We start from the raw sequence: 14,320 nt of genomic DNA, 5'->3' as shown, positions 1-14,320 counted from the left end.
CTTATTCTGCGAGTAGTCTTTCTACTGTATGTAAGAGCACGTTTTGATCAAATTGGGATTTAATTAAATAGCTATTTGCACCGGCGTTTTTTCCATTTTGAATTTGTTCCTCGGAACCAAGACTAGTTAAAACGATGATTGGAGTATCTTTTGTTTCTCTTATATTTCTGACAAGAGTGATTCCGTCTTTTTTGGGCATCTCCACATCGGTAATGACCAGAGAAAAATCCGATTTCAGAAATTTTTCGAATGCATCTTGCCCGTCAACCGCAGTAACAACCTGATATCCGTTTTCTTCCAATATCCTTTGTATCTGCGCCCTTGTGATCAAACTGTCTTCCGCAATCAAAATGGTTTTTGCCGTTTTTGATTGCGTTTCATCGAAGACCCGGGAATGATCCGCAGATTTTCCTTTTACATCGTTCAAGAGTTCGGGAACCTGAATCATATAGCATATCTCACCTGACTCAAGTATGGTGGTTCCCGCAAGTTTGGGAACGTTTTCCAGGATCCCTGTGAACGGTTTCAAAAGAATTTCCTGCTTATCCAAAATGGAATCGATGATAATCGCAAGCTTTTCCCCATTATAACGAAGAACCATACAGGATAAATTTTTGTTTGATTTGGAATTTGTTTCTTTCGGATATCTGAGTGGAAGATAATCATTCAGATAAACCAATCTGATCGGTTCGTCTCCCAATGATATCGCGGGTTTGCCTTCTACGGATAGAATTTGTTCCGGTCTGATGAATAAACTTTGATCAATGTGTTCGGTTGGAATTCCGTATTTCCATCCGTTCAGATGGATGATCAAAACATGATTTGTACTGAAATTGATCGGAAGTTTTAATGTAAACTTGGTTCCCAAATGAAATGTGGAATCAATCGTGATGGATCCTTTGAATTTTTCCACAAAGGACTTAACCACATCCATCCCCACTCCACGCCCGGAAACATTTGTTACTTGCTCTCTTGTGGAAAAACCGGGGTGAAAGATGATTTCCTGTATTTCCGTCTCGGAAAAAGAATTCACTTCTTCTTCCGTATAAATTTCCTTTTGTATGGCACGGGCTTTGATTTTATTTACATCCAAACCATGACCGTCATCTTCTATCTCGATCCAGATTGCATTGTTGACTTGTTTTCCTCCCACTCGGATACGAGCAGGGTTCGGTTTGTTTTCCTTTTCTCTTTCTTCTCTCGTTTCAATTCCATGATCCAAGGAATTTCTAAGTAGATGCATCAAAGGATCTTTCAATTCTTCGATCACCAATTTGTCCGCAGTGACATTTCCGCCTTCCAGCGTTAGGTAAACTTCCTTCCCCAATTCACGACTCATATCCCGAACGGTTCTTGGAAAAATATCAAACACGGAAGACAGAGGAAGAAGCCGTACATTTTGTATCCCCTCTTCCATTTTTTGTGCGATCAAATCCAGCTTGGCGGAGTCTTGGATGGATTTTACTTTTAAGGAGGAGAGTTTTTGAGCAAATCCGTCCCATTTTCTTTTTTCGTCCGCATGAAGAGAACGGATGGATTCTAAAAAACTGGGAGGGAGTTGAAACTGTTTTGCATATCTTTCCCATTCCGAAAATAATTTCTTTTTATCATTCCATTGTTTCGTCTGATCTTCCGCAAGAAAAAGCAGATCGAAAATCTCTGTGGCTCTTTTTTGGATTCGGTTCTTGCTAACGGTAAGTTCTCCCGCATAACTGAGCAAAGAATCCAGTTTGACGGGATCCACCCGCATCGTATCAATTTTGAATTTGGAAGGTTCTATTTTTTTAACGGAAGGTTTGGTTTCTTTTTTTTCGGCCTCCTTCGCATCCGAATGTTTTTCCGATGAAGGTTCATTTTTCAATGGGGAAGCGATTTCCTTATGGGAAGCCGTATTATCCGCAGAACGAACTTGAGATTGTACTGATGAAGTAGCAAGTTGTTCCGTACCATTCAAAACGGCGATGGTCTTCGCCAAATCAACATTCGCTTTCTTGCCGGTCACAGCTTCTTCAACAAGAAGCTTCAGCATATCCAATGTATAATAAATCCGATCCGCATCACTTGCCCGGTACTCCGTGAGACCTTTGGTGAGTTTACCAAGCTGATCTTCCAATACGTGAGTGATACCCTCGATTTCCTTCAGACCGAGAAGTCCTGCAGCACCTTTCATGCTATGGGCTTCTCTGAAAATGGTCTTTAATACATCTGCGTTTTTGGGATCAGATTCGAGTTCTAAAACACCAGATTCTATTTTCTGAATATGTTCATCACTATCAATCTGAAAGAGTTCGCGGAACTCTGCATCTTCGATCATCATATAACCGTTGTTTTGTTACCATCAACCGTATGTTTCAAACTTAAAGTCGCTTCCTTCATTTGCTGGATTCCCTGTTTTGTTTGGGTGATTCCTGTCGAAGTTTCCTGCGAACCGCGATTCAAACTGGTCATCGCTTGTACAACTTCGTTAATAGCAATGGATTGTTGTTTCACATTCAAAGTGATTTGTTCGGTGCTCGTAAATACGCCGTTGATAGATTGATACACTCCGTCGAACGCGCGCACTACTTCCTGGCCGAGCGTTGCAGAGCGATCCACTTTTTTATTTCCTTCCTCTGCTGCCATTACAGTCGAGTCTGTTGCTTTTTTGATTTCAGAAAGTATGTCTTGGATTTTTTCCGCAGATCTCTTCGATTCGTCCGCGAGTTTGCGGATCTCTCCCGCTACCACGGCAAAACCTTTTCCATATTCCCCCGCCCTCGCAGCTTCCACAGCAGCATTCAAAGCAAGCATATTGGTTTGGTTGGCGATATCGGAGACAAGTCCTATGATATTTCCAATTTGGTTGTTTTTTTCGGACAATTGAAGGATCTGATCACTGATGACAAGAACCTTGTCTTTCAGGTCTTCCATCGAATGAACCATTTCCGTAATCTTATGAGTTCCGTCTTTCGCGGATTCCTGTGCATCTCTTGATTTTTCGGAAACCGTCTGTGACTGTTCTGCGGTGTGTTTGGCACTGGAACCGAGTTCTGCCATCGTAGTACTGGTTTGGTTGACGGATGCGGATTGCATCTGTGCCGTTTTCTCCTGTTGTTCGATGGTTGCTGCGATTTCGCGTGTGGAAGAAGACAGAATCGTCACTGCCTGAACGATCGGATTGGAAATAGCACGCGATACAAAAAATGTAATCACTACGATGACTCCGATCAGAATGAGAAAGGCGGAAAGTATTTTCACTTTGATCTCTCTCAATAATACCAGGGCCGCGTCCGCTTCATATTCGGAAATCAATGCATACTTTGTTCCCATAATTTCAATCGGCATATAGGAAGTGAAAACTTCTTCGCCACGATAATTTAATTCTTGTTTAACACCGATTTGGTCGCTAAATGCCAAATCAATCACTGGAGAATCATTTCTTTTTCTTAAGATAAATTCCTCATTCGGATATCTGTAATCGTAAGTTCTGAACAATTTATCTTTTCCTACCAGATAAACTGCACCATTCTGGCCGAGGAAACTGTCTTTCATGGATTCATTGATTTCGTCGATCGGCATTTGCGCCATAAGAACGGCTTCCGTTCTACCGTTAATAACGATCGGCATAGCAATAAAAGAAGCGGGATCTCCGTTGGAAGGAGCATAGTTTTCAAAATCCACGTATAATACTTCACCCGGATCATGGGATGTGCGCGCTTTGCGAAATAATGTTCCGATATTCGTATCTTTGTATTTCCCATCTAACAGATTTGTGGCGTAATCGTTTTCTTTAAAAACAGTATATAATAAAGTTCCGTCATTATCCACAATGAACAGGTCGTAAAAGTATTTTTGTTTGATATAACTTCTGAAAAAAGGCTGAAACTTTTTATGAACTTTGCTGTATTCCGATCCGTCCAAAGCATCTTCCAGTTGATCTTTTTTTCCGATCGGATTCGGATTTTGAAAAATATATTTTTCCTGCAAGTAGGCCTCGGCACCCGCACGAGATGATTGTGCGCGAAGAGTCTGGTATGCAGCTTTAAATTCATTATAAGCAATGATGATGTCCAAAGAACCGTCAAATGCAGTCAGATCGGATCTTTTGTTTTTAAAATAAGTCTCAATCTGAAGTTTTTTGGCCTCTCGGATGCTGTTCATTTGGAGTTCAAAGTTTTCTACGATTGCGTTTTTTGCAATATAAAGATACATGAAAGACAAACTAACAGAAACGAGAACTACGGAACCTATGGAAAAAATAAGTAACCGTATCTTTAGGCTTAAGCCTTGCATTCTTTTCATTAGTAAATTACCATCCATACTCATCCCTGCCCTAACTTAATTCTTGTTTTATTTTTTTTAATATGGTGGGAATACTCAACAGATTGATAAATCCGTTACCATGTTGGTAGGAAGATTCCAATACCCCGCCATAATCTTTCGTTCCGAGAGGAGGAGTCCTCTTTTCATCTTCTTTCTTATAAACAACATCCACCAACTCATCCACAAGTAGTCCGAATTGGCTGGTTTCCGATTTAATAATCACTACTTTCCCAAACCCGAACGGTTTTTTGATTTGGTTTCCCAAAATTTCATCCAAACCGAGAACGGGTAAAACTTCGCCTCGCAGATTCATACAACCTTTCAATATGGGAGACATTCCCGGAACAGGTGTTAAATGACTTGGGTCGGAAAATTCCAGGACACAGTCCAAAGAGATTCCGTAACTTTCGTCCGCCACTTTTACAATGGAGATCGGTTCCAAACCACCGTGATCAATCGGGGTCAGGGAGTCGGCATAGGAGATGGCTCGAAATTCCAATTCGCTGATTTCATCTTCATGAATCTTTCCGTAAGACTCTTCATACCAGGCAAGTTTGGCTCTTTCTTCGCCTTTTATAAAAAATTCGTCCCAGGATTTTTCCGGTTCCGAATCCGATCCTTGCACTTCATCTTCCGTCAGATCAAAATCCTTTTTACCGCCGGGATAAAAATGATCCACATCGAGCAAGGTCACCACTTTGTTTTTCCAAACCCTTTCTTCCCAAACTCCGCTGGAATCCGGATCGGATTTTCTTTTAGGATTTTCCCAAGAGATCACTTCGGATACTTTCATAATGGGAATGGCTGTACCTGAATTTAATAACAATAACTGATACGAAGTCTCGTAAGGTGAAGGTTTTGTTCCCCAATAAAAAAACGGATCAAGGACGGGAACTATCTCTCCCCGCAAAGGGAACGTGGCAAAAAATCCCGCTCCTCCCATTGTGGTAGGAGTCAAAGGAAGTAACCATAAAATCTCTCTTACAACTTGGGCTCCCACCGCAAATTGTCTGTCTCGCATTTCGAATAAAAGCCAGTCTGAGATTTCAGTCATAATTTTTAAAGAGAGTGATTCAAAAATTCATCCCATTCCGAGACCCAATTCCCACTCTTCTTTATAAAATCGACCCGCAGAGGGTCATTCTTGAGAACAGTCTGCGCTTGTGCCTGATAAGACCTCGCAGTTTTGCGGTCTCCTTTTTCCCAAAAGTAGTTCGCCAGCTCATAATAGGCTGAAATAGCGTAAGGATCTTCGTACAAGGCCTGTTTCCAAAAAAAATGGGCCTCTTCCCAATTTCCCTTCTCCTTCTCCCGGAACGCTAAAAAGAGGGAATTCCCATTTCCCGCCGCAACCCTAGCGTTTTCTTTGGAATCACGGGAAATGACCGGCACACCGGAAAAAGACGAACCACTCAGATTCCCGGAAGAGCTGCTTTCACGAAGTGCGGTTCCTTTTTCCGAAACAATGGAATGTTTCGAATGATTTGTTTCTTCAGGACGAACGGAGGATTCCTTCGGAGGATTTTCCTCTTTTCCTATTTTTTGAAAATAGGAAGTTTCAGATGCAATCGAAATCACCTTTAGATCATTAGGTGGAATATTGGAATACTCTGCATGTCCGAGAATGATATTTCCCCAAGGAAGGATGGAATTGGAAAAATGAGTGAGTATCGTTTGTTTGGAAATCTCGTCCAAATAAATAAATACATTTCTACATACGATCAAATCGAAAGTGGCAGGCATCGGGTCGAGCAAGTTTCCTTCCCGAAACTCAACTTTAGATTGGATGTCAGAGTGAATATGAACCGAGTTGCCGGAAATGATCAAAAAATCGGAAAAACCTTTCGGGAGTTCGTTTCTGACGGAATAAGGATAATATTCTCCCTTAACCGCGATATCCACCGATTTTTTTTGTAAGTCGGTGCCTGTCACATGATAATCTTCAATCTCTCCCTCTTCCTTCATCACTTGCAAAAACAAGGCAAGAGTGTATGCTTCTTCTCCCGTAGAAGAACCGGCGCTCCAAACGGATAATATCCGTTTGTTGGTTTTTTGGATATATTCGGGCAAAATCTGACGGAAGATCGATCCCAGCTGGATGGGATCCCGGTTAAAATAGGTTTCCGAAATATTTAATACGTTGAATAACTTGTCCCAAAGCGGATGATTCGGATCTTCCAAAAGGGGAATCAATTGGAATTCCTGAAAATGATTTCGAATGAGATCCCATTTTTCTTTTGCGTCGATCCGAATTCCGGTTTTTTGCAAAAGTGATTCGCTCAGTGCCTGGTGGTAGGATTCAATCATATCAGCAAAGTCTTAATAAAATCTATCGGAATATAGAATCTATAATACTTCCGAATTTTTCATCCACATTTTTTACAGTTTGCGGATCGGGAACGAGCACTCCCGGAATCCAGGGCTTCATCCTGCAATCGAATACAAGAGGAACCAAAAAGCGAATATGATTGTTTTCTACGATTTGTTTGGAGTAAAAGTCAGATGCAGGTTCCATTCTTGTAAACATAGTCCAAATAAAATCATGATCCGTTTTCACGGCGTCGTCCGAGTCATCTACCAGAAATACAAACCGGAATCCTCCCAAGTTTTCTTCCAGAAGCGAAAGTGCCAATCTATCGTCTTTCAAAAAAGAACTTCCTTGAACCACAAGCACTCCCGGCATAAATACCCGGGGGTTTGTAAATCTTTTGTCTTTAAAACTTCCGTTAAACGAAGTAGGAAGATCTTTGAACTTGGGTTCTCCGAGTCCCATAAGCAACATCTTGCTGCCTTTGTTTACCTTACCGCTGGTGTAATCCAAAGTATCCTGGCTGATATGATTGAAAACGTGAATGTCCGTTTCAGGATCGCATCTTTCCACGATCGTTTTGAATGTTTCCGAAAAGTTTTTCAACTCCACTCTTTCGTTTGTAACAAGTAAACATTTCGTAAGCGAGAGTTGTCCTTCTCCCAAAATCCTAAGTGCTCCCATAAACGCTTCCCGGAAATAACGTTCTTTGACGATCGCGGCGGCAAGAGAATGAACACCCGATTCTTCATAGGCCCAAACACCTAACACCTGTGGCATGACCAGAGGAAACATGGGGGATAACAAATCCTGCAAAAATTCTGCGATATAATGATCTTCCTGAGGTGGTCTTCCCACGACAGTGGCAGCCCAGATCGCATCCTTTCGATGATAAACGTTTGTTACATCCAGATAGGGATAATCGTGCTGCAAGGAATAATAACCGTAATGATCTCCGAAAGGTCCTTCCGGTTTTCTTTTATAAGGAGGAATATTTCCGATGATGGCAAAGTCGGCATCTGCCACGAGAGGGTAAGGTGAAATTTTTTCGTTTCTAGTGATTCTTAATTTTTCTCCCATAAGAAAGGAAGCAAACACCAGTTCGGGGATCTCTTCCGGGAGAGGTGCAACTGCTGCAATGGTAAGTGCGGGGGGGCCTCCCACATAGATATGCGCCGGCAAAGAATTTCCCTTTTTTTCCGCTTCATAATAATGAAAACCCCCTCCTCTATGAATCTGTATATGCATCCCTGCGGTGGTTTCATTGAATAATTGAATCCTGTACATTCCCAGGTTTCCGTTTCCCGATTCGGGGTGCTCTGTATAAACTAACGGAAGTGTAACGAACGGGCCTCCGTCTTCGGGCCAGGATACGAAATTAGGAAGTTCGAGTAATCCTTTGGGTCCTAGCCTATTTGCCAAAACGGGAGCCTTGCTCACTCTTTTCATTCCCACCATAAAGGGAAGGAGTGCGAGTGATTTTTCTTTCCAAAGTTTACCCATCTTAGGCGGTAAAATTTCCTTAGCAAACCTAGCGAGTCTCTCGATGGTTCTCACCGGTTTTTCTCCAAAGGCGAGATGAATTCTTTTTTCCGATCCGTACAGATTGGTCGCAACAGGAAATTTGGTTCCCTTCACTTGCGGAAATAGAAGTGCGGGGCCTTTTCTTTCCACAACCCTTCTTTGGATTTCTGCGAGCTCAAGATAAGGATCTACTTCTTTCGGGAAAACGAAAACTTCCCCTTCTCTTTTCAGAACTTGGATAAAATCATGTGTGGATCGAATGTTTGGCATAAAAAAAGGGTTGGAAAACTAAATTTCCTCCATTAGACTGAGCGGACAAGTTTTTCATCATATGCCTGAATCAAATCCATCTTCGCAAAGTCCGTCCATCACAGATATCAAACGAATCGCTGTTTGTGGCGGTTCCCTTGGCCGGGAGCGCAGGTCCTTTATCCGAGGGCAGGTGGTGGACATAGGAATCACTGATTTGATGCGTGCGGAAGGACTCTGGGATTTGGTGACCGGTCTTTTTTCAGGAGATGAAAAACGAATCACTCCTTTTTTGGATTTTTCCCTGGCACCGGTTCGTAAACCGGTCCTTCGGATCGAAGTGTACAATGAGTCCGGGACTAAGATATTCGGCTCGGGAAAAGTAAAAGCGGACGAGGACGGATTTTTTTCCTGTGAAATCAGAGACCGCCTTCCTGTCGGCAAACATACGTTCCACGTTATCCTGGAAGGTTTGGACAGCTTCCGTCAGTATTCCAAAGACCTGGCACATCTCAATTCCACGGAAGACTCGATCCTGGGCAAAACCACGATCGTAGGAAAAGGAAAATTAAGAATCCTCGCGGAAGAATATTCCGGCTATATTGTTACTTCCGACATAGATCAAACTTATCTTGCTACAGACATTCATTCCGGAAAAGGAAAGTTCTCCACACTGTTTGAAACTCCCGAGCAAAAGCGGGCTCTCCCGGGAATGCCCGAGCTTTACCATCAACTGCGAAAAGGACTGAACAATGCTCCGCTTGCCTTTATCTCTGCAAGTCCTCATTTTTTTCGCAGGACTATGCTTGCGACCATTGCCACTCATAAAATCGAAATCGAATCCTTGCACTTAAAGTATTTGGAAGGAACGATCAAAGGAGTATTTGACAAAGTAGTCGATACCATCTTCAACCCGATTGATTTTTTGCAGAACGGGTTCAAACCCGCTTGGTCCAGGACTAAAAAATTCCTAGGTGCGTCCTACCAAAGTCTCTTTGATCAGATGGCTTATAAACTTTCCATTCTGCTTTATGATAGGGTTTTCCAACCGACTAACTCCAAAGAGATTCTGATGGGAGACAATACGGAATCGGATTATATGATCTTCACTCTCTACCAATTGATTTGTCTCGGCAAAATCGAAGGTGATGCTTTGGAAGATTATCTTTATGATTTGAATTTTCTGGGAAGAGATGCGATCACGAGAGATGCTGCAAGAAGGATTCGCAAATTAGGCGAAGAAAATGTACGCATCCATGGCCGTCTAAATCCAGTTACACTATCACTTATCAATCAAACGGAAAAAGGTCCGAAACACAAAGAGATGGTAAAACTTGTGAAGGAAGCCCTTCCGGAAAATATTTGGGAACAAGTGTTCGTAAAGGAAGACGCATTTTTCGGAACGGAAAGTGCTCTGGGCATGAGTGTCATTTTGCATGCAAAGGGACATTTGGAGTTCGCACAAGTTTTTCCTGTTGTGAGTGAAATGATAGGAAAATGGGTGGATGGAAAGGTGATTGATGAGGCCCAGATACTGGGTCAGTTGGAAAAACTAACAGTACCTGAGTTTGCCGACGGGGACAGAAAGATAGTGATAGATTTGCTCGAAAAGGCATTCAAAGGTTAATGAAACTCGCAAAAATCGAACGGACACCGAAACAAAAAACATTTTAAGGCAGCATATAAGTATAGGCTTCGATAAAAGGAATCGGTGTTGGTATCTTGCAATAACGGTAGCCTAAGATACAACCCTTTTCATCTATAGGCAAGTCGGTTGAAGTAAGACGAACAATTAAAACTTGGCTTGGATCTATTTTTAAATTTTCATTTGGTAAAAACTCAGTAATCAATTGGTTCTTGGGAACTATCAAGATTGTTTTTTCATACATCAAAGATTGCAGATTTTTGGGAAAATGACTGTCGGTAAAAACCAAATATTGTTTCTTTGTAGATCGAAAAAAATCAACCATAAACCCAACATTTTTGTCTGCTTTGCGTATGAACTGTACGGAATGAATCCATTGTCGAAAAGAAAATAATACAGAAACACTGATAACAAAAACGAAAGCCCAGTATGTTGCTGTTCTTTTCGAATTCAAAAGTGATTCGAAAAGAACCAATCCTAATACAAAAAGAAATGGATAAACACCAAATAGATACCTTGCCGAAAGATGCCCTCCATCATTGGGAGCTGTCATCAAAATAAAACTCATGGATAGAATTGATACAGATAAGTATAAAAAAGTATAAGACTTCCATTCTTTCCATAGACCCTTATAAGATATAACTATGATCGAAAATAAAATCGTAAGTGCCAAATAAGAGGATTGATAAAGGAATCCCATTTTTTTACTGAACAACAAATCAAAAATCAATTCGTGGCGAACTACTTCGCCCATAGCAGGATCATCCATATTTAATACATATCTCATACCAAGGGGATGACCATGAATGTATATATTAAATGCAAGTAAAGAACTGAGTATAATTAAAAATCCCGGCACCCAATAGCATAAAATTTGTTTTCGAATTTCCTTTTGAAGTAAAAAACTCAAACCAGTAAGGACAAAAATAATGATAATAAATTCCAGACGTAAATATAGTGAAAGTCCGAAAAAAAGAGATGAATATATAAGATTCAGATGTTGGTTTTCTTTTAGAAACTTTTGATAAAAATAAATCCCTCCGTATAAAAAAAATAAACCCAATGAATATTCATGAATAACTAAGTTATAAACAAAAACCGATGTCCCAAAAAGATAAAGATATACAAAAGATATAACAAGGCCGTTTCGTTTTGAAAATTCAGAAAATAAAAGATACAAAAAATATAAGGAGCCGGAAAAAAACAAAATCTGAATCAGATAAATTACTAAATTAGAACCAAATAAACTTTTGCCAAAGGATGCCACCAAAGGAAAATAAGGCGGAAAAACTATATAATAACTGGAATTATGAATTCCTAAAAATGGAAATGGAATAGATATAAATTCTCCTTTGGGATCAATCTCTTTTCCAGGATAAGAAAAAGAAAAACAGGAATATCCGGAATGGATTAAATCCATAATCTGAACCCACATAAATCCGGAATCTCCGTATACTATTTCAAAATCTGTTTTGATTCCAAAAAATAAACACAAACTACTGAATAAAAAAATTAAATATATTTTCATGAATAGAGTAGTTTATGACTTCCATGTAAAATTTCTGTTTAAAAAATAATTGGTTGCAGTTGCCAGAACGATTCCTACTGCATTTCCCATATAAGTGATCCAGCTTGTTAAAAACTCAGGGTAATTCAATTGAAAGTATTGAACCAAAAAAAACCAGGTTGAAAATTGGATCACAAAACCGAGAAGACTGATCAGGTTGAATTTGAAAAATCCGATCGCATTGCCTATAAATCCGATATTTTTACGATCCGAAAAAGTCCAAAAATTGTTTAATAAATAATTGGTAAGTACGCTTAATTCGAATCCGAATCCTATTGCGCCTGAAGGCAAGGAAATGGCGGATCTGATCTGGTTTGCAACATCAATCGCCAAAATGTTGTTATATACAAACTGACCGCCTAAGTTTACAATAACTCCCGACAATCCCGTCAGTCCATATTTAATGAACTCCAAAGAAATATAAGAACCGAATCGCATTTCGAAAAGTGCAATCAGATACTGTTGCATCACGGAACCGGAAAGTTTTGTCTCGCCGTGATTTCTTTTTCGAAAGGAGTAACCTACTTCACTCACTTTCAGGTTTTTGGTCCTTCCCAAAAACTCTAGCAGGATCTTAAATCCACGGGGATTGATTTCGGATTTTGCAGTTTCAAAAACTTCCCTGCGAAGGGCAAAAAATCCGCTCATCGGATCAGTCGTAGGCAATGGCAAAAAAATCTTTGCAAGCATCGCCGCCGAATAGCTGATAAACTTTCGTATGGAAGACATCTCCCCATAACTTCCATTATCCACCCTGCGCGATCCGATCACTATATCCGAAGCGGATAATTTTGAAATCATCTCGGGCAGAATGTTTTCATCATGTTGAAGATCGGCGTCCATAACACCGAGATAATCCCCCGCCGCCGATGCCATTCCGGTAAGGACAGCAGAACTCAATCCTTTTTCATGGATTCTGCGGATCAGCCGAACGGAAGGAAAATCCTTTTCCTTTGTCTGGAACCATTTCCAAGTTAAATCGGGTGAATCATCATCCACGACGATGATCTCATAATCAATCTTTTTCGATTTAAATAAAGCAACCAATTTGGGAAGAAGGAGGATTAGATTTTCCTTTTCATTGTAAGTAGGTAAAATAAGGGAAAACTGAGGCATAGCGATACCAGTAAAAAAATATCTCGGGGCGGAATGGTCAACTTGTAATTTTGAGCGCAAACATCCGTTTTTATCGTGACAAACAAAACGGGTTGATAGATATTTCCTACTAAGATTTATGAATAATAAAACCGGTGTTCGTTTTGCACTTAGTTATGAAAAAGTTTCCTTATATGTCATCATTCCTGTTTTTCTCCTGATCGGCATCTATTTCAGAACCCACAACATAGATATTCAATCCTTATGGGCTGATGAGCTTTTTTCCGTATTGAACTCGTCCCTCCCGAATCTTTCGGATACTTTAAAAACGTTCGAACAGGAAACGAATCCGCCATTGCACGGAATCATATTGCATTATTGGATTTATTACTTTTCCAACTCACCTACGTCCGTTAGGTCACTCAGCGCATTTTTCGGAATTTTATCCCTACTTGTGCTGATCATCAAATTTTATTTTTCAAAAAAAGATTCGGATCTTTATTCATTTTTATTTTTATCAGCGAGTTTCGGTGCGGTATACTATTCCCAAGAAGCCAGATCCTATTCCATGTTGGTATTTTTTTCGATCCTTACTACAATCTGGTTTTTAAAAATCGCAAAGAACTCTTCCGAGAAACGAAACGACTATAAAACTTACGGTCTTTTTATATTGTTCGGGACTTTGGCGTCTTACACGCATTACTTCGGGCTATTGTATTCTGCGCATCTCTACTTTGTTTTGTCGGTTTATCTGGTTTTAAAAAATGAATTCAGACAAATTCCCATACTAATTACGGCAGGTGTCCTACAGTTATTATTGTATTTTCCCGAGATATACAAACTGGTTTTTCTCTTGCCCCAAACGGATCGGATTTCGTGGATTCCTTCTACGGGTATTTTTGTGTTTTTCGAAATATTCAATTACACTTTTTTTCTGCTTCCTTACAAAGGAATCCAGGTCATATTGATTTGTTTTCTGTTATATTCCGTTTCCATAGGAATCAATTTCAAGGCCGCTATTTCTTATTTAAAAGACAAATCAAATTCCCCGACCAAAGAAAATCTATATCTCTTGGGAGGAGTCATCCTTTTGTTTCTATCCACAACAAATATCATTTCCATCTACAAACCGGTTCTTACCGGTAGAAACTTGCTTGTATTGTCTTATCCTTTGATTTTGTTCATTTCGATCACGATAGAAATATTCGTTAAACCGAAAAGAAACATAAAACTCGCTTTAGTTTGTTTCTTTTCTTTGTTTTTCATTTTTTCTTTTACCCGAAGCTATTATAAACCTTTCAAAGAGCATTACAAACAAACAGTATCTTTTCTGTTACATGAAGCAAAAGGATCAAGTATCTACTCTTACGGAGAAGACAGATTTTTTAATTATTATTTTCAACAAATGCCGGAACACAATCATATGCGTGTTTTGGAATTTCCTAAAAAGGAAAATCAATTGGATTTGGAAATATTAAAAGCTATTCCCAAAGGCAGGAAAATATTTCTGGTGGAGTCGAATATGCAATCCGTTTTTCCGGAAGCGGAAAGAGTTCGAATTGAAAAACAAGTAAGTAGCTCGCAAATGATTCCCATTTGGGGAATCAAAGTCTATGTACTTACCAAATAA

The 14,320-nt window shown here is 40.0% G+C and carries 9 protein-coding genes; 2 read left to right on the top strand and 7 right to left on the bottom strand.

Annotated features, from left to right (window positions below; translation table 11 throughout):
* Window position 1: 1 nt before the first annotated feature.
* The 5 genes from EHS11_RS14055 to EHS11_RS14035 are packed head-to-tail and all read right to left on the bottom strand — an operon-like array spanning window position 2 to window position 8,404.
* The gene (locus EHS11_RS14055; RefSeq protein ID WP_135765042.1) at window positions 2–2,317 is read right to left on the bottom strand and encodes a hybrid sensor histidine kinase/response regulator; all 2,316 of its coding nucleotides are present in this window, start codon (window positions 2,315–2,317) and stop codon (window positions 2–4) included.
* Complete coding sequence (locus EHS11_RS14050; RefSeq protein ID WP_167884457.1) at window positions 2,314–4,299, bottom strand: methyl-accepting chemotaxis protein; 1,986 nt, start codon at window positions 4,297–4,299, stop codon at window positions 2,314–2,316. Before EHS11_RS14050 ends, EHS11_RS14055 begins: the two co-directional genes overlap by 4 nt.
* A gap of 13 nt (window positions 4,300–4,312) precedes the next feature.
* Window positions 4,313–5,356, bottom strand: a complete 1,044-nt coding sequence (locus tag EHS11_RS14045; protein WP_135765040.1) for a chemotaxis protein CheW — start codon at window positions 5,354–5,356, stop codon at window positions 4,313–4,315.
* A gap of 5 nt (window positions 5,357–5,361) precedes the next feature.
* Window positions 5,362–6,609 (bottom strand): CheR family methyltransferase, encoded by a 1,248-nt coding sequence (locus tag EHS11_RS14040; RefSeq protein ID WP_135765039.1) that lies wholly within the window; start codon window positions 6,607–6,609, stop codon window positions 5,362–5,364.
* A 22-nt stretch (window positions 6,610–6,631) separates the two neighbouring features.
* Window positions 6,632–8,404, bottom strand: coding sequence for a UbiD family decarboxylase (locus EHS11_RS14035; protein WP_135765038.1), 1,773 nt, complete (start codon window positions 8,402–8,404; stop codon window positions 6,632–6,634).
* A gap of 61 nt (window positions 8,405–8,465) precedes the next feature.
* Here EHS11_RS14035 and EHS11_RS14030 point away from each other — a divergent pair, with 61 nt between their 5' ends.
* Entirely contained in the window at window positions 8,466–10,010 is a 1,545-nt protein-coding gene (locus EHS11_RS14030; RefSeq protein ID WP_135765037.1) for a phosphatase domain-containing protein, read from the top strand.
* A 43-nt stretch (window positions 10,011–10,053) separates the two neighbouring features.
* On the opposite strand, the gene EHS11_RS14025 is transcribed toward EHS11_RS14030, so the two are convergent.
* Window positions 10,054–11,556 carry an LA_3751/LA_3752 family putative glycosyltransferase gene (locus EHS11_RS14025; protein WP_135765036.1) on the bottom strand — a complete coding sequence of 501 codons (1,503 nt, stop codon included), beginning with the start codon at window positions 11,554–11,556 and terminating at the stop codon, window positions 10,054–10,056.
* A gap of 12 nt (window positions 11,557–11,568) precedes the next feature.
* Complete coding sequence (locus tag EHS11_RS14020; RefSeq protein WP_135765035.1) at window positions 11,569–12,711, bottom strand: glycosyltransferase; 1,143 nt, start codon at window positions 12,709–12,711, stop codon at window positions 11,569–11,571.
* 118 nt (window positions 12,712–12,829) lie between these two features.
* Between EHS11_RS14020 and EHS11_RS14015 the strand changes: the two genes are divergently transcribed.
* Window positions 12,830–14,320, top strand: coding sequence for a glycosyltransferase family 39 protein (locus EHS11_RS14015; protein ID WP_135765034.1), 1,491 nt, complete (start codon window positions 12,830–12,832; stop codon window positions 14,318–14,320).

This window comes from Leptospira ilyithenensis, assembly GCF_004771005.1.
GTDB lineage: Bacteria > Spirochaetota > Leptospiria > Leptospirales > Leptospiraceae > Leptospira_A > Leptospira_A ilyithenensis.
The sequence above is the reverse complement of the archived record's forward strand: the minus strand, read 5'-3'. Positions and strand labels throughout refer to the sequence as shown.